This is a genomic window from Serratia sp. CY82433, from assembly GCF_052166535.1.
Classification (GTDB): Bacteria; Pseudomonadota; Gammaproteobacteria; order Enterobacterales; family Enterobacteriaceae; genus Serratia; species Serratia sarumanii.
Genome location: NZ_JBJNOR010000001.1, coordinates 822,585 through 842,410 on the forward strand (window position 1 = coordinate 822,585; position 19,826 = coordinate 842,410).

The following is a 19,826-nucleotide window of genomic DNA, read 5'->3' on the forward strand; positions in this document are numbered from 1 at the left end:
GCGTATTACTGCTGGAACCATTTTTTGTAGATGGTTTCATAGGTCCCATCCTGCTTGATCTTGTCCAGAGCGGCGTTGAACTTGCCCTGCAGCTCGGTGTTCTTCTGGCGTACCGCGATGCCGAGGCCGGTGCCGAAGTAGTCTTTATCCGTGACTTTGGTGCCCACTGCCGCCAGCGCGTCATTCTGCTTCAGCCACTCGTTGACCACCGCGGTATCGCCGAACACCGCATCAACGCGGCCGTTCTTCAGATCCAAAATGGCGTTCTGGTAGCTGTCGTAAGGCACGGTGGTGATTTCCGGGTGCTTGTCGGTCAGGTATTTCTGGTGGGTGGTGCCGTTTTGCACGCCCACTTTCTTGCCTTTCAGCGCCGCCACGTCGGCGATTTTGCCTTTCTGCGCGATGAACAGCGCCGAGTTATCGTAGTACGGCTTGGTGAACAGCACCTGCTTTTCACGTTCCGGCGTAATGTCCATGCCGGCCATCACCGCATCGAAACGCTTGAATTTAAGGCTTGGGATCAGGCTGTCGAACGCCTGGTTGGTGAAGGTGCACTCGGCCTGCATCTCTTTGCACAGCGCGTTGGCCAGATCGACATCAAAACCCTGAATCTTGTTGCCGGCGTCAATAAATTCAAATGGAGGATAGGAGGCTTCGGTAGCGAAACGGATGGTTTCGGCTGCGGAGGCGGAAACGCTGATGCCGGCCAGAACGGCGGCGATTATTAGTTTTTTCATCGCAAACTCCCCAAATTACAGCAAGTTAATTGTTAGTGTGATAAGTAGTTGGCAAACTCGGTGGTCCGCGGCTGCGTGAAGTGGCTGCTGTCGCCTTGCTCCACCACGTGGCCGTTTTCCATGTACACCACGCGGCTGGCGGTCTTGCGCGCCACTTCCACTTCGTGGGTGACGATCACCTGCGTGATGCCGGTGCCGGCCAGTTCGCGAATGATGCTGACGATCTGAGCGGTGATTTCCGGATCCAGCGCCGCGGTCGGTTCATCGAACAGCAGCACCTGCGGTTCCATCATCAGGGCGCGGGCGATCGCTACGCGCTGCTGCTGGCCGCCGGAAAGGTGCAGCGGGAAGCGATCGGCGAAGTCGGTCAGGCGCAGACGCTTGAGCAGCTTGTCGGCGCGCTCCATCGCCTGAGCCTTGGTCAGACCCAGCACGCGGCAAGGCGCTTCGATCAGGTTCTGAACCACGGTGAGGTGAGGCCACAGGTTGTATTGCTGGAACACCATGCCGACATTTTGACGCAGTTCGCGAATGGCTTTCTCGCCAGGCGCCTGCTTGAAGTCGAATTGGTTGCCGGCGATCTGCAGTTGGCCCGAACGCGGCATTTCCAGCAGGTTCAGCACCCGCAGCAATGAACTTTTCCCGGCGCCGCTTGGGCCAAGCAGCACCAGGGTTTCCCCGGCTGGACAATCCAGCGTGATGTCAAACAGCGCCTGGTGAGCGCCGTAATAGCAATTGATACCGTTAAGTTGAATACTCATGCGCCAGAATTGAATAGACATTGATGCCGCAAATGTTAACTTCCACAGAATACTTATGCAATCTTTGTGCGTTAAAATTTATGAGTGTGCGGCGGGACAGTAAAAGATTAGCACAAGATACCGCGACTCAAGCCGAGGGAGGGGATTTGTGGCGCAGGCTGTGAGATCGGTAGCGAAATTTTTTCTATTGGACGAAATCTGAGCGGCAGGCGGGAGGCGGGGATGGCCGACGCGGCAAACCCGCGTCGGCCGGGGGATCGCGGGTTACTGGTTTTCCAACACCTGGCGCACGCTGCCGTTGGTGGCATGCGCTGGAACATTCAGGTAGCGAATATCATCAACCACCCAGCAGGTGCCTTCGCGCACCATCAGCACTTCGTCCTGCCAGTTCACGGTGCTGTTGGCGTCTTTTTGGTAGCTCAAGTCGACGCGCAGCGGGATGTTTTTCGCATCGGTGTTAGGAATGGTCGAGGCGCTGGCGACGGACGCGCTGCCTGGCCCCTGCGCATTGCCGGAGAACAAGTCGCCGGTGATCCGATGCTTGCCCGGGTTCTGGGCGGCGCTGACCAGATCCTGATACAGCACTTTGCTCAGGTAAGGCTGCAGCTGCGCCAGGCGGTTGCTGTCCGGCAGGCCGGCGCCCTGCTGGATGCGCAGGTCATAGAACTTTTGCGCGACCGTATCCGGGCCGCCTTCCACACAGCTGCCGCTGCGGGTGCCGATATCCTTGTATGCCGGTTCCACCGTGGTACAGGCACTCAGCAACAGCGCTAAGGGTAAAACAGCCGCAATCGTTTTTGTTTTCATCTTATTACCTTATGTGAAAGTCTCTACCATGAAGACCGATAGCTTACAGTATAAATGCGTTTTTTGGCCTTGCATTCGTACTGCGTGCCATTGATTAAGCGAACATAACGCTAATCTTCTGGTCATAGATACGTTGAATTAATCAAACAAGGAATTCTGATGCAGCTTTCAACTACCCCGACCCTGGAAGGGTTCACCATCACCGAATACTGCGGCGTGGTCACCGGCGAAGCGATCCTCGGCGCCAACATCTTTCGTGATTTCTTCGCCGGCGTGCGCGATATCGTCGGCGGCCGCTCGGGCGCTTATGAGAAAGAGCTGCGCAAGGCGCGCTTGATCGCGTTCGAAGAACTGGAAGATCAGGCGAAAGAGCTGGGCGCCAACGCGGTGGTCGGCATCGATATCGATTATGAAACCGTTGGCAAAGACGGCAGCATGCTGATGGTGACCGTCAGCGGCACCGCGGTGAAAGCCAGCCGCTAATCCCACTCCTCAACGCCCTGGCGCGTCCGGGGCGTTTTACTTTGTCCGACGGTGGCTTCCGTGGCGATTATTGATTAACGTTAACGCTATATCAGGTCATCACATCACAGGGAGGATAAGTGAAAATTTGGCCAGGGATCATCGCCGCCGCGCTGCTGGCGGGATGCCAAAATCCGCAGCAGGACACGCTCGTCGATCGCGGCGCTTACCAGCTCGAAACCCTGCATCAGGCGCAGGGCGCGGATCAACGCATCCGCTTTCTGGTGATGCACTACACGGCGGAAGACTTCCACTCATCGCTGAAAACGCTGACCGACGAACACGTCAGCGCGCATTATCTGCTGCCGGCGCATCCGCAGCGCGAACACGGTAAACCGACGGTGTTCCGCCTGGTGCCGGAAGCGATGCGCGCCTGGCATGCCGGCGCCAGCGCCTGGCGCGGCCGCAGCAACCTCAATGACACCTCGATCGGCATCGAAATCGTCAACAAGGGCTTCACCCGCAGCATGCTGTTCACCCACTGGCAGCCCTATACGGCGGAGCAGATCGCCGTGCTGGTCCCGCTGAGCCGCGACATCATCCAACGCTATGGCATCCAGCCGCAGGACGTGGTGGGGCACAGCGACATCGCGCCGCAGCGCAAACAGGATCCCGGCCCGCTGTTCCCCTGGCGGCAGCTGGCGCAGGCCGGCATCGGCGCCTGGCCGGACGAACGCGACGTGCAGCGTTTGCTGGCGGGGCGCGATCGCCATGCGCCGGTAGCGATGGCGCCGCTGCTCGAAAAGCTGGCGCGTTACGGCTACGCGATCGACCCGTCGTGGAATGCGCGGCAGCAGCGCAATGTGCTGGCGGCGTTTCAGATGCACTTCCGGCCCGACGATGTGCGCGGCGAACCGGATGCGGAGAGTGAAGCGATTGTCGATGCGCTGCTGGTGAAGTACGGCGCGGCGCGTTGATTACAGGCCGTGCAGCTTGCCGTGATCTTTCAGCCAGCGGGCGGTGCGCGCGATGCCTTCTTCCAGCGAGACGATCGGCTGATAGCCCAGTTCTTGCTGCGCGCGGGTGGTATCGAGCGTGAGGTCGAAATTGAGTTTGGCGACGCCGTAGTGGGTCAGCACCGGCTCCTTCTCGCTTTTGCTGCCGAGGCGCTCCATGCCGCGCGCCATCATGTCGAGCATCGGATAGGGGACGGAGCGGATATGGCACTTCATGCCCAAATCGTCGATCAGCTGCTGCACCACGGTGCGAAGCGGGCGCGGCTGCTGGTTGGTGATGTTATAGGCGCGGCCGGACGGCGTATCTTCTTTTAGCGTCGCCAGCCACATGGCGTGCACCGCATTCTCCAGGTAGGTCATGTCCACCATCGCCGCGCCGCCGCGCGGCAGCAGCAGGTTGCCGTAGCGTTTGATCATCTGCAGCAGCCGCGGCAGCATCACCTTGTCGTGCGGCCCGAACAATCCCTGCGGGCGCAGAATGGTGAAATGGGTCTGCGGATTGGACAGCGCCAGCTGCTGGATCACCTGCTCGCCGGCGGCCTTGCTGCGCGCGAACTCGTTGGCGTAGCGCTGCGGGCGAAAGTCTTCGGTCACGTTGCGGTGATGGTGGTAATCGAAATAGATCGCCGGGGAAGAGATGTGAATGAACTGCGCCACGCCGTAGGCCGCCGCCCATTCGCCGAGGCGGCGGGTGGCGCGGACGTTGGCCAGTTCGAAGGCCTCTTCGGTGCCCCAGGGCGAGGTGAAGCTGGAGCAGTGCCACAGCACGTCGACGTCAGTCAGCATCGCCTTGGCCTGCGAAGAGATCAGATTGGTGAGATCGGCATGAATGAACTCCGCGCCCATTTTTTCCAGCAGGCCGCCCATCGCCTGGTTGCGGCCGGTGGCGCGCACTTTGATGCCCTGACGGCGCAGATATTCGACGGCGTTACGGCCTAACCCACTGGTGGCACCGGTGACCAATACCTTCATAACGGACTCTATTCTCACCCAAAATCGGAATACCGGCGGGCGCTTGCGGCGCTCCCAGCAAATAAGATGCCATTCTTCCGTGATTTCGTGCGCTATGCAATCGGAAAGCCCCGAAGCACAGCGGCAAACTGTGCGGTTGATCGACAAATGAACGGCGTTCAGCGCTGTTGGCGGTCCAGACCCTCGGCAAGTTCGGCGATGCGCTTCGCCATGCCGCGGAAAATGAACAGATGCGCGGGCATCATGGCGAACCAATACAGCAGCCCGCTGAAGCCTGCCGGATGCCACCAGGCGCGCACGTCCAGCGTGCGGCGATCGCCGTGATCGGTAATGGTGAAGCTCAGCCGCCCCAGCCCTGGCGCCTTCATGCCGAACAGCAGCGCCAGTTGCCGCAGCGGTTTCAGCGTGATGACTTTCCAGCCGTCGATCTCGTCGCCCAGCGCCAGGCTCGCGCGCGCCGGGCGGCCATAGACTACGCCGTTGCCGATCATGTCGTCCATGCGGGCGCGGATCCGCCACAGAATATTGGCGTAGAAATAGCCTTCTTCGCCCCCCAGCTGCTGCACCGTTTGCCATAGGGCCTCGCGGGTGGCGGCGGTGTCCAGTGAACAACCGGCCTGTTTCGGATAGTAACCGTAGCCGGGGCGCCAGCGGGCCCGCGCCGCCGGATCGTAGCCCCAGTCGGCGGAATCGACCACCTCCTGTTCGCGCTGCAGCGTGGTGGCGACCGCCTGATCGAAGGTGTGCAGCCGCTGCGGGATCAGCGCCTGCAGCGGCCGGCCGTCAGCGGGCAGATCGTGCTTCAGCCCCTGGATCAGCGCGCGGGCGATCGGCGTCGGCACCGAGGTGATCAGGCTGATGAACCACACCGAAATCAGCCGCGTCGGCAAGGGGATCGGGATCAGCCAGCGCCGCTTGCCGCTGAGGGCGATAAAGCGTTGGAACATATCCTGGTAGCTGAGGTACTCCGGCCCGGCAACGTCGAAGATGCGGTGCTCCTGCGCCGGGTGCGCCAGCAGGTCGGCCAGATAAACCAGCAGGTTCTCCAGCGCCACCGGCGACGACTTCGAGCGCACCCAGCGCGGCGGCGTCAGCACCGGCAGGTTATAGACCATGTCGCGCATCACTTCGAACGCCGCCGATCCGGGGCCGACGATGATGCCGGCGCGCAGTTCGGTCACCGGCACGCCGCTCTGGCGCAAAATCTCGCCGGTTAGGCGGCGGGCCGCCAGGTGCGGCGAACTGTCGTCGTTCGGCTGCAGCGCGCCGAGGAAGATCACCTGTTTGACGCCGGCATTGCGCAGCGCGTCGCGCAGGTTTTCCGCTGCCTGGCGCTCCTTCTCGATAAAATCGTCGCCGTCGCCCATAGCGTGCACCAGATAGTAAAGCGTATCTGTCTCCCACAGCGCCGCGCTCAGGGTCTCCGGGCGGTACAGATCGGCATACAGGCAGTTGACCTGCGGCCAGTTCCGCTCCTGCAGCCACTCGATGCGCCGCGCGGCGGCGGTAATCTGGTGCCCCTGTTCGATCAGGTGCGGGATCAGGTTCTGGCCTATATAGCCGCTGGCTCCAAGAACCAGTACGCGTTGGGGTGTCATCGGGCCGCCTTGTGCGGTAGAGGATTGGCAGAACGACAGGATGCCAAATTCAGGGTTTAAATGCACTTTTTGTATGGGTATAAGCCGGTTGCATCCATCGTGGCGCAGGTTCACACTACGCGCCCTTTATCGAACGAAAAACCGGATGCCATGAAGCTCAATGTGATTTGTTACGCCCTGCTGGGCCTGGCGCTGGTCGCCAGCCTGTTCTCGCTGCATCCGGTGTGGATGTGGTTGCTGCTGGCTAACCTGCTGACGTTTCTGATCTACGGCGGCGATAAGCTGGCGGCGCGCAAGGGGTGGCGGCGGGTGCCGGAGGCGACGCTGTTGCTGTTCGGCGCGCTGGGCGGGTGGTTGGGCGCACTGGCGGCACAGCAGCTGTTTCGCCACAAAACCCAGAAGCAGCCGTTTAAAACCTGGTTCATCCTCAGCGTGGCGCTCAACCTGGTGGCGGTGCTGGGGCTGTGGTACTGGGTTTATGGCCGCTGGATCTTCTGATTACAGCAGCAGCGGCAGGGTGGCGCTGGCGGTGGCCTGCATCGCCTGAGCGTAGGCGGGATCGCGCCGAGCCAGTTCGGCGATCATCAACTCCACCAGCAGCATGGCGCCGACCTTGGCCGGCAGGGCGCCGGCGGTCAGCGGCCCTTCCGGTTTGGCCGCCACCAGCAGCGTATCCGCCAGCTTGGCCAGCGGGCTGCGTTGGGTGTTGCTGACGGCGATCACGCGTGCGCCGCGCCCTTTGGCCAATGCCACCGCATGCAGCACGTCCTTGGTGGAGCCGGAGCTGGAGATGACGATCAGCAGATCCCGCTCACTCAGCGAGGCGGCGTTCATCGCCGCCCGGTGCATGTCGCTGAACAGCTGCGCCGGTTTGCCGAGGCGCAGCAGCTTGTAGTGCAGGAAATCGCCGATGATGGCGCTGGCGGCGACGCCGTAAATCTGCACTGAAGCGCAACGCTGCAGGCTGTCCGCCGCCTGTTGCAGCGCCTGCGGATCCAACAGCGCGCCGGTATCCCGCAGCGCCTGAACGCTCTCTTCCACCAAATTTTCCGTCGCGCTTTGCCGCGTCGCCGCCTCCGGCTGGCTTTGTTGTAGGCTGAGGGCCAGCGCCATTTTAAATTCGGTATAGCCTTTACAGCCCAGATGGCGGCACAGCCGCGTGACGCTGGCTTCGCTGGTGGCGCTTTCACGCGCCAGTTCGGTGATGGTCAGGTAAACGGCGCGGGAGGGCTGCGCAAGAAGATAGTTGCCGAGCTTTTGCAGCGTGGGGCTGTACCCCGCCAAATCCTGCCGCAGCCGCAATAACAAGTTGCCTGTATTCATCACGTTACCTTTCTGAGTATTCCCGTTTCTATTGTGGCGGAAAGACGCCGCCGCTCGCCAGCGAAATCGACGGATTGTGAAGCCGATCATCGTTATGAATAAAATTTTCATTAAATTAATTTTAATGTGGTAAAAATTTTCATCATAAAAATGATAGCGGGGAAAAATTTATGTCAACACCAGAATTGTCGCGCTCCGGCGGCTGGTTCGAAAAAGCCCAGCTGTTCGGCAAATCGTTCATGTTGCCGATCGCCGTGCTGCCGGCGGCCGGCCTGCTGTTGGGGATCGGCGGTGCGCTGTCCAACCCCAATACCGTCGAGGCGTATCCCTGGCTCGACGTCGGCTGGCTGCAAAGCGTATTTACGGTGATGGCCAGCGCCGGCGCCATCGTGTTCGCCAACCTGGCGGTCCTGTTCGCGGTCGGCGTGGCGGTGGGGTTGGCCAAAAGCGACAAGGGCACGGCGGGGCTGGCCTCGCTGATCGCCTACCTGGTGATGAACGCCACCATCAATGTGCTGTTGAAAATCAACGGCACGCTGGCCGAGCAGAACGCCGGCGCGGTGGGGCAGGGAACGATTCTCGGGATCCAGACGCTGGAGACCGGGGTGTTCGGCGGGGTGGTCATCGGTCTGGTGACCTGGTATCTGCACGGCCGCTACAACAAGATAGCGCTGCCGCCGTTCCTGGGCTTTTTCGGCGGCTCGCGCTTTGTGCCGATCGTCAGCTCGCTGGCGGCGATGGCGGTCGGCGCCCTGATGACCGTGGTGTGGCCGCCTTTCCAACGGCTGATCTTCGGCATGGGCGGGCTGGTGGACGCCAGCGGCTATCTCGGCACCTTTATCTACGGCTTCGTGCTGCGCATGCTCGGGCCGTTCGGCCTGCATCACATCTTCTACCTACCGTTCTGGACTACCGCGCTCGGCGGCAGCGAAGTGATCAACGGACAGCTGGTGGAAGGCACGCAGCGCATTTTCTTCGCCCAGTTGGCCGACCCGAATACGCAGCAGTTCTACATCGGCACGGCGCGCTTCATGTCCGGCCGCTTTATCACCATGATGTTCGGCCTGGTCGGCGCCTGCCTGGCGATGTACCAAAGCGCGCGCCCGGAGAACCGCAAACGCGTCGGCGGGCTGCTGCTGTCGGCGGCGCTGACCTCTTTCCTGACCGGCATCACCGAACCTATCGAATTCTCGTTCCTGTTCATCGCGCCGGCGCTGTACGTGGTGCACGCGCTGTTCGACGGCCTGGCGTTCGCGATCGCGCACATTCTGCATATCACCATCGGCCAGACGTTCTCCGGCGGTTTTATCGATTTCATGCTGTTCGGCGTGTTGCAGGGCGAAGCGAAAACCCACTGGATGTATGTGCCGCTGGTCGGGGTGCCCTGGTTCTTCCTGTACTACTTCACGTTCCGTTTCCTGATCCTGCGCTTCAATTTCAAAACGCCGGGGCGCGAGGTGGAAACCACGCCGGAAGCGGTGACGACCGGCACCGAACGCTCGCAGCAGGTGATGGCGGCGCTGGGCGGCAAAGAGAATATCGTCGAACTGGATTGTTGCGCCACGCGGCTGCGCGTGACGGTAAAACAGAGTCGGTTGCTGGACGAAAGCGGGCTGAAGGCCAGCGGCGCGCGGGCAGTGATCGTTCGCGGCAACGGCGTTCAGGTGATCTATGGCCCGCACGTGACCATTATTAAAAACGAAGTCGAGGAGTTGTTGGATTTATGACGCTTTCCATTTTGCAGCAGATTAAGGGCCGGCTGGTGGTGTCTTGCCAGGCGCTGGACGACGAGCCGCTGCACAGCGATTTTATCATGGCGCGCATGGCGCTGGCGGCCGAGCAAGGCGGTGCGGCGGCGATCCGCGCCAACGGCGTCGAAGACGTTAAAGCCATCCTGCGCACGGTGGCGCTGCCGGTGATCGGCATTATCAAGCGCGATTATGCCGGTAGCGATGTCTATATCACGCCGACCCTGCGTGAAATCGATGAGCTGATGACTGCGGCGCCGCAGATGATTGCATTGGACGCTACCGGCCACCGGCGGCCAGGGGAGCTGCAGCTGGCGGCGCTGGTTGCCGCGATCCGCGCCAGGTATCCCCGGCTGCTGCTGATGGCAGACATCGCCACCGTGGAAGAAGCGCAAGAGGCTGCCAGGTTGGGGTTCGACTGCGTGGGCACCACGCTGCACGGCTATACCGCCGAAAGCCGGGGCGCCCGACTGGCGGAGGACGATTTCGGCTTTCTGCGTGCGGTGCTGGCGGCGGTGCCGGTGCCGGTCATCGCCGAGGGCAATGTCGAAACGCCGGCGATGGCCGCGCGCTGCCTGGCGCTGGGGGCGCATGCTGTGGTGGTGGGCGGCGCCATTACGCGCCCGCAGCAGATCACCCGCCGCTTTGTCGAGGCCATCGGCGGGCGGTGAAGGGCTCCCCGGCGCGCCGGGGAGGGGAAATCAGGCGTGCTGCTGGAGGAACTCCCGCCACAGCTCGACCACCCGCTGCAGATCCTGACGGCTGACGTCGAGGTGGGTCAGAATGCGCGTCAGCGGGCCGCTGCTGATCAGCACGCCGCGTTCGCGCATCCACGGGCCGAATTTGGCCGCCAGCGCCGGCGGTTGGCGCAGGTACAGCACGTTGGTCTGTGCGCCGGGTTCGACGACCTCCACGCCGATCTGCCGCAGCTGTTGCTCCAGCCAGACCGCGTTGTCATGGTCTTCGCGCAGCCGCGCGACGTTATGCTCCAGCGCGTAGAGGCCGGCCGCCGCCAGGATGCCGGCCTGACGCAGCCCGCCGCCGGTCATCTTGCGCCAGCGCAGCGCGCGCTGAATGAAGGCCTCGCTGCCGCACAGCAGCGACCCGACCGGCGCGCCCAGCCCTTTCGACAGGCAAATGGTGAAGGTGTCGCAGTATTGCACGATTTCTTTCAGCGGCAGGTTCAGCGCCACGGCGGCGTTGAAGATGCGCGCGCCGTCGATATGCAGCGCCAGCTGCCGCTCGCGGGTAAACTGCCACGCCTGCTGCAGGTAGGCCTGCGGCAGGACTCGGCCGCCGATGGTGTTTTCCAGGCTCAGCAGCCGGGTGCGGGCGAAGTGGATATCGTCGGGTTTGATGGCGGCGGCGAGCTTGTCCAGCGGCAGCGTGCCGTCCGCGTCGGCCTCGATCGGCTGCGGCTGGATGCTGCCCAGCACCGCTGCGCCGCCGGCCTCGTATTTATAGTTGTGCGCCTGTTGGCCGACCAGATACTCGTCGCCGCGCTGGCAGTGGCTCAGCAGCGCCACCAGGTTGGCCTGGGTGCCGCTGGGCAAAAACAGCGCCGCCTCTTTGCCCGACAGGCGCACCGCCTCGGCCTCTAGCACGTTGACCGTCGGGTCATCGCCGTAGACGTCGTCGCCGACCTCTGCCTGAGCCATCGCCTGGCGCATGGCGGCGCTGGGGCGGGTGACGGTGTCGCTGCGTAGATCGATAAGCATAGGGTTCCTGGAATGTAAGGGAGAGGAAAAGGGTACATGGCATCATATACCCTTATTTCACCGGGGGGCAGCTTGCTTAGCGCAGCCAGTTGGTTTTCGCCAGCTCGACCACTTCGTCGCCACGGCCGTTGATGATGGCGCGCAGCATGTACAGGCTGAAGCCTTTCGCCTGTTCGAACTTGATCTGCGGCGGCATCGCCAGCTCTTGCTTGGCGGTGACCACGTCCAGCAGCGCCGGGCCGGGGTGCGCCAACATCTCCTGCAGCGCGACGTCCAGCTCCGAGGCTTTTTCCACGCGGATGCCCTTGATGCCGGCGGCGTTGGCGATCGCCGCGAAGTCCGGGTTATGCAGATCGGTGCCGTCGGTCAGGTAGCCGCCGGCCTTCATCTCCATCGCCACGAACCCCAGCACGCTGTTGTTGAACACCACGATTTTCACCGGCAGCTTGAGCTGCGCCAGCGACAGGAAATCCCCCATCAGCATGGTGAAGCCGCCGTCGCCGCACATGGCGATCACCTGTTTATCCGGCGCGGTGGCCTGGGCGCCGATCGCCTGCGGCATGGCGTTGGCCATCGAACCGTGGTTGAACGAACCGAGCAGGCGGCGCTTGCCGTTCATTTTCACGTAGCGGGCGGCCCACACCGTCGGCGTGCCGACGTCGCAGGTGAAGATGGCGTCGTCGCTGGCGTACCGGCTGAGCTGCTGCGCCAGATACTGCGGGTGGATCGGTTGGTCGTCGTTGGCGGTCGCCAGCCCGTCGAGATCCTTGCGCGCGTTGCGGTAATGCTCCAGCGCCTTGTCGAGGAACGCCCGGTCGCGCTTGGGCTCCAGCTGCGGCAGCAGGGCGGCGAGGGTGGTGTGGATATCGCCCACCAGCGCCATGTTGACCGGGCAGTGCGCGCCGATGCTGCCGGGGTTGATGTCGATCTGAATGATGTTGGCGTTGGTGGGGTAGAACGCGCGGTAGGGGAACTGGGTGCCGAGCAGCACCAGCGTGTCGGCGTTCATCATCGCGTGGTAGCCGGAGGAGAAGCCGATCAGCCCGGTCATGCCGACGCTGTAAGGGTTATCCCATTCGATATGCTCTTTGCCGCGCAGCGCGTGCACCACCGGCGCCTGCAGCAGCTCGGCCAGCTTGACCACCTCATCGTGCGCGCCGGCGCAGCCGCTGCCGCACATCAGGGTGATGTTTTTCGCCTTGTTCAGCGTTTCCGCCAGCTTGTTCAGCTCGCTCATCGGCGGCTGCACCAGCGGCAGCGCCGGGGTATGCCAGGTCAGGGTCGCGTCTTCCGGTGCCATGCGCAGCGCCACGTCGCCCGGCAAGACCACCACCGAGACGCCGCGGTTGAGGATCGCCTTGCGCATGGCGATCTCCAGCACGCGCGGCAGCTGTTCCGGATTGGAAACCAGCTCGCAATAGTGGCTGCATTCGCGGAACAGCTCCTGGGGATGCGTTTCCTGGAAGTAGCCGCTGCCGATTTCGCTGGAAGGAATGTGCGCGGCGATCGCCAGCACCGGCACATGGTTGCGGTGGCAGTCGAACAGGCCGTTGATCAGGTGCAGGTTGCCGGGGCCGCAGGAACCGGCGCACACCGCCAACTGGCCGGTGAGCTGGGCTTCGGCGCCGGCGGCGAAGGCGGCCACCTCTTCATGGCGGGTGCCCAGCCATTCGATGGTGCCCATGCGGTGCAGGCTGTCGCTAAGGCCGTTGAGCGAATCGCCGGTCACGCCCCAAATGCGTTTTACGCCGGCTTGATCCAGCGTTTTGGCGATCAGTGTGGCTACGGTTTGCTTCATGGTTCCCCCAAACATGGTTTAAAAAACGATGTGTACTCGATCCGGTGAGCGGCAGCAGAACAACTGCAAGCATAGCTTACCGGCGGTGGACGAGATGCGGTCAGGAAGGGTAAAGAGCGTAGGACGGGGGAAAGTGTAACCGGGCGGGGAGGGGGGAACTTGCCGATAAATGCCCCATCGCGGCGATGGGGCCAGGGGATCACGCCAGCGTGACGTCGCCCCGCAGCTGGCAACTGCAGGCCAGCACGTAGCCCTGAGCTACCTCTTCTGCGCTCAGCGTCATGGTGCTGGTGGTGGTGTAGTCGCCCTCGAGGATGCGGGTTTTGCACGAGCCGCACACCCCGGCGCGGCAGGCGGCGTTGACCGGCAGGGCATTGGCCTCCATCGCCGCCAGCAGCGTGCTGCCGACCGGCACGCGGAATTCGCGCAGCGGGCGGGCGGCGCGCAGCGTCAGCCCTTCGGTGGCATCGGCCTGCGCCGCCGGCGTGTGGAACTGCTCTTTATGGAAACGCTCGGCCGGCACGCCGAGCCGACGGCACAGCTGCTCCACGTGGTCCATGTAGGGCGCAGGGCCGCAGGTCATCACCGTGCGTTCGGCGATATCCGGCGCCGCCTGCCGCAGCGTCTGCTCATCGATGCGGCCGCTGAGGTAGCCGGGTTGCAGATCCCGCTCGGCCATCAGCGTCAGGCGCAGCTGCGGATGGGCGGCGCACAGCGCGCGCCACTGATCGGCGAAAATCGTGTCGGCGGGGGTGCGCACGTTAAAGATCACGGCGATATCGCAGGCCGGACGGTTGGCGGTCAGCCAGCGGCACATCGAGACGATCGGCGTCACGCCGCAGCCGGCGGCCAGCATCAGATAACGATCGGCCGGGTGGCGCTCACAGCTGAACTCGCCCTGCGCGTCGGACAACCACAGCGTGTTGCCGGGCTTGACCTCTTGCGTCAGCCAACGCGATCCGACGCCGTCCGGCAGGCAGCGCACGCTGATGCTGAGAAAGCGGCTCTGGCCGGGCGAGGAAGAGAGCGTATAGGCGCGCAGCGTCTCCTCGCTGTTGCGGATGCTGACCAGCGCAAACTGGCCCGCCTGATAAGGGTAGAAAACGTCGCATATCAGGTTCAGCGTCCAGACGTCGGCGGTTTCGCGCTGGATGGAATGTACCTGCATGCGGTTCGGGCAAAGCGGAGTGGGTTGAGTCATCGGGGCACCTCAAAAAGCAAAGGGGCCGGCGCAGGCGGCCCCATAACGTAATGGCATCAGGCGAGCAGCGCGTTGATATCCTGCTCGACGGTGGTGATCGGACGCAGGCCGAATTTCTCGTTGAGGATCGCCATCAGGTTGTCGGTCAGGAAGCCCGGCGCGGTCGGGCCGGTGACGATGTTTTTCACCCCCAGCGACAACAGCGTCAGCAGAATGACGATCGCCTTCTGTTCAAACCACGACAGCACCAGGCTGAGCGGCAGCTCGTTGACGCTGCAGCCGAGCGTGTCCGCCAGCTTGACCGCCAGCATGATGGCGGAATAGGCGTCGTTGCACTGGCCGACGTCCAGCAGGCGCGGCAGCCCTTCCAGCGTGCCGAAGTCCAGCTTGTTGAAACGGTACTTGCCGCAGGCCAGCGTCATGATCAGGCAGTCTTGCGGCACGCTGCGGGCGAAGTCGGTGAAGTAGCTGCGCTCGTCGCGGCTGCCGTCGCAGCCGCCGACCAGGAAGACGTGGCGCAGTTTTTTCTGCGACACCAGATCGATCACCGTGTCGGCGGCGTTCAGCAGCGTCTGGCGGCCGAAGCCGACGGTGATCAGGTGCTCGATCTCGGTATAAGGGAAGCCGTTCATGCCCTGCGCCTGGCGGATCACGGCGCCGAAGTCGTCGCCCTCCAGATGGTTGACGCCCGGCCAGCCGACGATGCTGCGGGTCCAGATGCGATCGCCGTAGTTGCCGACGTTCGGATCGATGATGCAGTTGGAGGTCATCACGATCGGGCCGGGGAATTTGGCGAACTCCGTCTGCTGGTTCTGCCAGCCGCTGCCGTAGTTGCCCACCAGATGCTTGAATTTTTTCAGCTCCGGATAGCCGTGCGCCGGCAGCATTTCACCGTGGGTGTAGACGTTGACGTTTTGCCCTTCGGTTTGTTCGAGCAGCATGCGCAGATCTTTCAGATCGTGGCCGGAGATCAGAATGGCTTTCCCGGCCACCGGGCGCACGTTGACCGCGCTGGGCTGTGGATCGCCGTAGGCCTGGGTTTCGCCGCGATCGAGGATCGCCATCACGTTGAAGTTCATCTTGCCGATGCCCATGGCGTTGTTCAGCAGGGTGTCGACGTCGCGCGGCCGAGTGCCGAGCCAGGCCATAAAGGCGTGGTAGTCGGCATAGAGCTGCTCGTCGAACTGGCCGAGCACGTGCGCGTGTTCCATATAGGCCGCGGCGCCTTTCAGGCCGTACAGGCACAGCATGCGCAAACCGTGGACGTCGTCGCCGACCTCGGCCTTGTCGCCGTTGAGGGCAAACTGCGCCGCCTGTTGCAGCAGCGCAGGCATATCGTCACCGGCCAGCTGCAGCGCCGCCATCGGGTGATCGACGCGCACGCCGGCATCCAGCAGCCGGCAACGGGCAGCCAGCGAATCGCGCAGCAGCAGGGTTTCGCGCGCGTAGCCGATGATGCGCTGGGAGTCGAAGTTGACGTTGGTCAGGGTGGAGAAGAAGGCGCGCGGGGCGAAGCTGTCGATCTCGTGATCGACGATGCCCAGCGAACGCGCCTGCAGTGCCCAGGCGGAGAGGCCCTGTAGCGCCGCCACCAGCAGATCCTGCAGATCGGAGGTTTCCGCCGTCTTGCCGCACATGCCCTGAGCATACGCGCAGCCGTTGCCTGCCGGGGTACGGATGGTTTGTTCACATTGCACACAGAACATAGTCGCTTCCTTTTATTTTTAAAGTTGCATTTATAATGCTTGTTTAAAAGCATAGATCGGCGATCGGGGTTGCAAAAGGCTTTTGTGCGACTACTGCGGGCAAGTTTGATTTAGCGCAATTTTGCCGTGCGGATGGGAATTATTACGCTTTGGGGGCCGGGCGGCCCCCAGGGGAGAGGATCAGGAGAACAGGGCGATCAGCACCGGCGCCAGCAGGCTCAGCAGGAAGCCGTGCACGATGGCGGGGGGCACCATGTCCAGCCCGCCGCTGCGCTGCAGCACCGGCAGGGTGAAGTCCATCGAGGTGGCGCCGCACAGGCCGAGGGCGGTGGAGCGGCTGCGGCGCACCAGCGTCGGGATCAGCATGATCGCCACCAGCTCGCGCGCCAGATCGTTGAAGAACGCGGCGCTGCCCATCACCGGGCCGTAGGCGTCGGTGATCAGAATGCCCGACAGCGAGTACCAGCCGAAGCCGGAGGCCATCGCCAGCCCGGCCTTGACCGGCAGCCCCAGCAGCTGCGCCGCCAGCGCGCCGCCGGCCAGCGACGCGACGGTCACCACCAACGCCACCAGCGTGCCGCGGCGGTTGAGCACGATCTGGCGCAGCGTCATGCCGCTGTTGCGCAGCTGAATGCCGACCAACAGCAGCAGGAAGATCAGCGCATATTCGCTGCCTTTATGGGCGAACTGCAGCCATTGCCACTGCGTCAGGCCGAGCAGGAAGCCGCCGAGCACCACGCCGCACAGCTTGAGCGACTCCAGCGCCATGTGCACGCGCGAAGGCAGCTTTTCCTGTTTATGGCTGCTGCGCCACGGCATGCGCCGCTCCAGCAGCGCCAGCAACAGCAGATTGGCGCAGAGAATGCAGAAGAAGAACACCGCGCTGTATTGGAAGATCAGCACCAGGTTGCTGCTGAGATCTTCCATGAACGCCAGGCTGATACCCATGAAAAACAGGATCACGTACACCATCCAGCTCAGCAGCCGGTTGATCAGCACCAGCAGCGGGCGATGGCGTAAGGGAATGAGGTAACCGACAATCAGCGGTAACAGAATAATCAACAGTCCTGAGTACATGGTGCAGCTTGTGTCCTTGAGTTTTGGCGCGCGCCGAACGGCGGCGAGGAGCACACGCTAACCAAAAGCCCGGCCGGAGTAAAGCGGCAGATTTGACGTTGGCCGCTTGACCTGCAAGGGGTTTTTTGACCATGCTCTGTGAAGGTTGCCTCATTGACGAGGCGACGGCGCGCACGGGAGGCGGCGGATGTTCTTGGAGCGTATCGAAATTGTAGGTTTTCGCGGCATTAACCGGCTGTCCCTGATGCTGGACGACAACACGCTGTTGCTCGGCGAAAACGCCTGGGGTAAATCCAGCCTGCTGGATGCGCTGACGCTGCTGCTGGCGCCGGAGCAGAAGCTGTATCGGTTTGAGGCGCACGACTTCCATTTCCCGCCCGGAGAAGAGGCGGCCAAAGAGCGCCACCTGCAGGTGGTGTTCACCTTCTGCGAAAAAGACATCGGCCATGCGCACCTGCCGCGCTATCGCCACCTGACGCCGCTGTGGGTCAAGGGCGAGGATGGCCTGAGCCGCATTCATTACCGCTGCGAAGGCGAGCTGGCCGACGACGGCACGGTGTGCACCTGGCGCGGTTTTCTCGACGCCGACGGCAACGCCTTTCAACTGCACCATATCGAACAGCTGGCCCACGCCATCATCCGCATTCATCCGGTATTGCGCCTGCGCGACGCGCGCTTTATTCGTCGCCTGCGCCCCAGCAGCCTCGGCGATGAACGCAAACCCGATACCCAGGCGCTGGCGCAGCAGTTGGATCAGCTGACGCGCGAGCTGGTGCGCAATCCGCAGAAGCTGACCAACGGCGAACTGCGTCAGGGGCTGGCGGCCATGCAGCAACTGCTGGAGCACTACTTCGCCGAGCAAAGTTCGCAGGTGACGCGGCCGCGCCGCCGCGGCGGCGAACCGGAGCAGGATGCCTGGCGTGCGTTGGACGGCATCAACCGCATGGTGGCCGAACCGAACAGCCGCAGCATGCGCCTGATCCTGCTGGGGATGTTTTCCACCCTGCTGCAGGCCAAGGGCGACGTTAAGCTGGATGCGCATGCACGGCCGCTGCTGCTGGTGGAAGACCCGGAAACTCGCCTGCACCCGATTATGCTGTCGGTGGCCTGGGGGCTGCTCAATCAGCTGCCGCTGCAGCGCATCACCACCACCAACTCCAGCGAACTGGTGTCGCTGGTGCCGGTGGAGCACGTCTGCCGGCTGGTGCGCGAGTCGGGGCGGGTCGCGACCTACCGTCTCGGGCCGCGCGGGCTGAGCGCCGAAGACGGGCGGCGCATCGCGTTTCACATCCGTTTCAACCGGCCGTCGTCGCTGTTCGCCCGCTGCTGGCTGCTGGTGGAGGGCGAGACCGAAGTGTGGCTGCTGAACGAGCTGGCGCGCCAGTGCGGCTACCATTTCGAGGCGGAAGGGGTGCGGGTCATCGAGTTCGCCCAGTGCGGCCTGAAGCCGCTGCTGCGCTTCGCCCGCCGCATGGGCATCGAGTGGCATGCGCTGGTGGACGGCGACGAGGCGGGCAAAAAGTACGCCAATACCGTGCGCAGCCTGCTGGACAATCATGAAGACAACGAACGCGATCGGCTGACCGCGCTGCCGGCGCCGGACATGGAACACTTCATGTTCCGCGAAGGGTTCGGCCCGGTCTATCACCGGATGGCGTCGGTGCCGATCAACGCGCAAATGCCGGTGCGCAAGGTGATCCTGAAAGCGGTCCACCACTCGTCGAAGCCGGATCTGGCGATCGAGGTCGCGATGCAGGCCGGCGAATGGGGCACGGACTCGGTGCCGCCGCTGCTGAAGAAAATGTTCTCACGGGTGATCTGGCTGGCGCGCGGCCGGGCGGACTGACGGCCCGCCGGGCGTTATCGGGCGCAGAAATGCGCCGCCAATCCCTGTTCCAGCTCGTCCAGCAGCTGATAGCGGCGGCGATACTCGGCGCGCTTCTTGCTGGCAACTTCTTCGATCGGCTTGCGGGCGATGCGCTCGGGCAGCAGGAAATAGCCGCTGTCGAGCGGTTTGGCGCCCATCGACAGCCAGAACTGATCGTAATCGGCGTGCAGTTGGTCCTTCTTCTTACTCTGGTAACGCCAGTTTTGATAGATATGGGTGGCGTTGCCGACCGCCACGATCTGGCGGATGCCGAGGTGCCGCGCCAGCGTGCAGATGCCTTCCAGCACCAGCCGTTTGGGGAACAGGCCGTGGCACTCTTTGGTGGTGTGCTGGATCTCGGCGTGCGGCACCTCATGGTTTGCGCCCTGCAGGCCGCCGATGAACAGCGTCGGCTGCTGCTGATAATGCATCAGCGCAAAGGTGATCTCCGCCAGCATCACGCCGTTGGCGTTGCGCAGCAGCAGCGTGGCTTCCCCTTCCTTATTCAGCTTGTCGATCGCCGCCAGTTCCAGCGCGATCGGCGCTCCGTTTTTGCCCATCGCGCGGGCCAGCACGAAAGGCTGCGGGCCGAGGTGGCCGAGGCGCATCTTCAGCGGCATGCGCTGTGCGATAAGATCGTAATGATCGCGCAGGGCGAACAGGCATTCGATCTTGCTCATGTTGGCCGCCAGGTACGGGCGATGCAGTTTGCACGGCAGGTTCGGCTGCGCGCTCAGGATCTCCTCCCGCAGCGGGTTGCTGGCCAGGGTGCTGAGCAGGCCGCTGGTGGTGCGCCAGTTGAGCAGCGAACGGCCGAGAAACTTCAGGCGAAACGCGGGCTTTTTCCAGGCGTTGCTTGGCGCCTTTTCGCCATTGATCAGCGCCGCCATCAGTTGCCAGCCGTTAAGCGGCCGGGCGGAGGCGAGTGGGTAGCTGAGCTGTGACATGATGAAATCCTTGGCTGTATTGAATGGCGCTATTTCATCAAGGCTTCACTAAACGGGAGTTCAATGCTGAACTGTAACCAGGCGTGTC

The 19,826-nt window shown here is 63.0% G+C and carries 18 protein-coding genes; 6 read left to right on the plus strand and 12 right to left on the minus strand.

Annotated features, from left to right (window positions below; all coding sequences use genetic code 11):
• Positions 1–5 precede the first annotated feature (5 nt).
• From artJ to ACJ8PI_RS04085, 3 genes are all read right to left on the minus strand, one after another.
• Positions 6–737 carry an arginine ABC transporter substrate-binding protein gene (gene artJ / locus ACJ8PI_RS04075; RefSeq protein WP_039566746.1) on the minus strand — a complete coding sequence of 244 codons (732 nt, stop codon included), beginning with the start codon at positions 735–737 and terminating at the stop codon, positions 6–8.
• A 32-nt stretch (positions 738–769) separates the two neighbouring features.
• Positions 770–1,498: an arginine ABC transporter ATP-binding protein ArtP gene (gene artP, locus ACJ8PI_RS04080; protein ID WP_038884338.1), complete on the minus strand. Its 729-nt coding sequence runs from the start codon at positions 1,496–1,498 to the stop codon at positions 770–772.
• Positions 1,499–1,762: 264 nt separating this feature from the next.
• Entirely contained in the window at positions 1,763–2,305 is a 543-nt protein-coding gene (locus tag ACJ8PI_RS04085) for a lipoprotein (protein ID WP_033637821.1), read from the minus strand.
• A 159-nt stretch (positions 2,306–2,464) separates the two neighbouring features.
• On the opposite strand from ACJ8PI_RS04085, the gene ACJ8PI_RS04090 reads away from it, so the two are divergent.
• Positions 2,465–2,788 (plus strand): heavy metal-binding domain-containing protein, encoded by a 324-nt coding sequence (locus ACJ8PI_RS04090; protein ID WP_033637822.1) that lies wholly within the window; start codon positions 2,465–2,467, stop codon positions 2,786–2,788.
• A 119-nt stretch (positions 2,789–2,907) separates the two neighbouring features.
• Entirely contained in the window at positions 2,908–3,744 is an 837-nt protein-coding gene (locus ACJ8PI_RS04095; protein WP_060419785.1) for an N-acetylmuramoyl-L-alanine amidase, read from the plus strand.
• Here the strand turns inward: ACJ8PI_RS04095 and ACJ8PI_RS04100 are convergent, their stop codons facing one another.
• A complete protein-coding gene (locus ACJ8PI_RS04100) occupies positions 3,745–4,755 on the minus strand; it encodes an NAD-dependent epimerase/dehydratase family protein (protein ID WP_033646660.1) in 1,011 nt (336 codons plus the stop codon).
• 158 nt (positions 4,756–4,913) lie between these two features.
• Positions 4,914–6,353: a DUF2867 domain-containing protein gene (locus tag ACJ8PI_RS04105; protein WP_164134096.1), complete on the minus strand. Its 1,440-nt coding sequence runs from the start codon at positions 6,351–6,353 to the stop codon at positions 4,914–4,916.
• Between the two features lie 150 nt (positions 6,354–6,503).
• Between ACJ8PI_RS04105 and ACJ8PI_RS04110 the strand changes: the two genes are divergently transcribed.
• A complete protein-coding gene (locus ACJ8PI_RS04110) occupies positions 6,504–6,851 on the plus strand; it encodes a DUF1294 domain-containing protein (RefSeq protein ID WP_033654657.1) in 348 nt (115 codons plus the stop codon).
• Here the strand turns inward: ACJ8PI_RS04110 and ACJ8PI_RS04115 are convergent, their stop codons facing one another.
• Positions 6,852–7,679, minus strand: a complete 828-nt coding sequence (locus ACJ8PI_RS04115) for a MurR/RpiR family transcriptional regulator (protein ID WP_033646657.1) — start codon at positions 7,677–7,679, stop codon at positions 6,852–6,854.
• 167 nt (positions 7,680–7,846) lie between these two features.
• On the opposite strand from ACJ8PI_RS04115, the gene ACJ8PI_RS04120 reads away from it, so the two are divergent.
• Positions 7,847–9,403 carry a PTS transporter subunit EIIC gene (locus tag ACJ8PI_RS04120; protein ID WP_164134097.1) on the plus strand — a complete coding sequence of 519 codons (1,557 nt, stop codon included), beginning with the start codon at positions 7,847–7,849 and terminating at the stop codon, positions 9,401–9,403.
• Positions 9,400–10,095 carry an N-acetylmannosamine-6-phosphate 2-epimerase gene (locus ACJ8PI_RS04125; protein WP_033646654.1) on the plus strand — a complete coding sequence of 232 codons (696 nt, stop codon included), beginning with the start codon at positions 9,400–9,402 and terminating at the stop codon, positions 10,093–10,095. The genes ACJ8PI_RS04120 and ACJ8PI_RS04125 overlap by 4 nt, the downstream gene beginning before the upstream one ends.
• A 30-nt stretch (positions 10,096–10,125) precedes the next feature.
• Here the strand turns inward: ACJ8PI_RS04125 and ltaE are convergent, their stop codons facing one another.
• From ltaE to ACJ8PI_RS04150, 5 genes are all read right to left on the minus strand, one after another.
• On the minus strand, positions 10,126–11,142 hold the full coding sequence (gene ltaE, locus ACJ8PI_RS04130; RefSeq protein WP_164134098.1) for a low-specificity L-threonine aldolase: 1,017 nt from the start codon (positions 11,140–11,142) through the stop codon (positions 10,126–10,128).
• A gap of 76 nt (positions 11,143–11,218) precedes the next feature.
• Positions 11,219–12,940, minus strand: coding sequence for a ubiquinone-dependent pyruvate dehydrogenase (gene poxB, locus ACJ8PI_RS04135; protein ID WP_039566737.1), 1,722 nt, complete (start codon positions 12,938–12,940; stop codon positions 11,219–11,221).
• A 199-nt stretch (positions 12,941–13,139) separates the two neighbouring features.
• On the minus strand, positions 13,140–14,141 hold the full coding sequence (gene hcr / locus ACJ8PI_RS04140) for an NADH oxidoreductase (protein WP_048321405.1): 1,002 nt from the start codon (positions 14,139–14,141) through the stop codon (positions 13,140–13,142).
• Between the two features lie 56 nt (positions 14,142–14,197).
• Entirely contained in the window at positions 14,198–15,847 is a 1,650-nt protein-coding gene (gene hcp / locus ACJ8PI_RS04145; RefSeq protein ID WP_033646641.1) for a hydroxylamine reductase, read from the minus strand.
• Positions 15,848–16,027: 180 nt separating this feature from the next.
• The gene (locus ACJ8PI_RS04150; protein WP_004928363.1) at positions 16,028–16,924 is read right to left on the minus strand and encodes a lysine exporter LysO family protein; all 897 of its coding nucleotides are present in this window, start codon (positions 16,922–16,924) and stop codon (positions 16,028–16,030) included.
• A 187-nt stretch (positions 16,925–17,111) separates the two neighbouring features.
• Between ACJ8PI_RS04150 and ACJ8PI_RS04155 the strand changes: the two genes are divergently transcribed.
• The gene (locus ACJ8PI_RS04155; protein ID WP_033637834.1) at positions 17,112–18,770 is read left to right on the plus strand and encodes an ATP-dependent endonuclease; all 1,659 of its coding nucleotides are present in this window, start codon (positions 17,112–17,114) and stop codon (positions 18,768–18,770) included.
• A 14-nt stretch (positions 18,771–18,784) separates the two neighbouring features.
• Here ACJ8PI_RS04155 and ACJ8PI_RS04160 read toward each other — a convergent pair whose 3' ends face one another.
• On the minus strand, positions 18,785–19,738 hold the full coding sequence (locus tag ACJ8PI_RS04160; protein WP_039566731.1) for a VirK/YbjX family protein: 954 nt from the start codon (positions 19,736–19,738) through the stop codon (positions 18,785–18,787).
• Between the last annotated feature and the right edge of the window lie 88 nt (positions 19,739–19,826).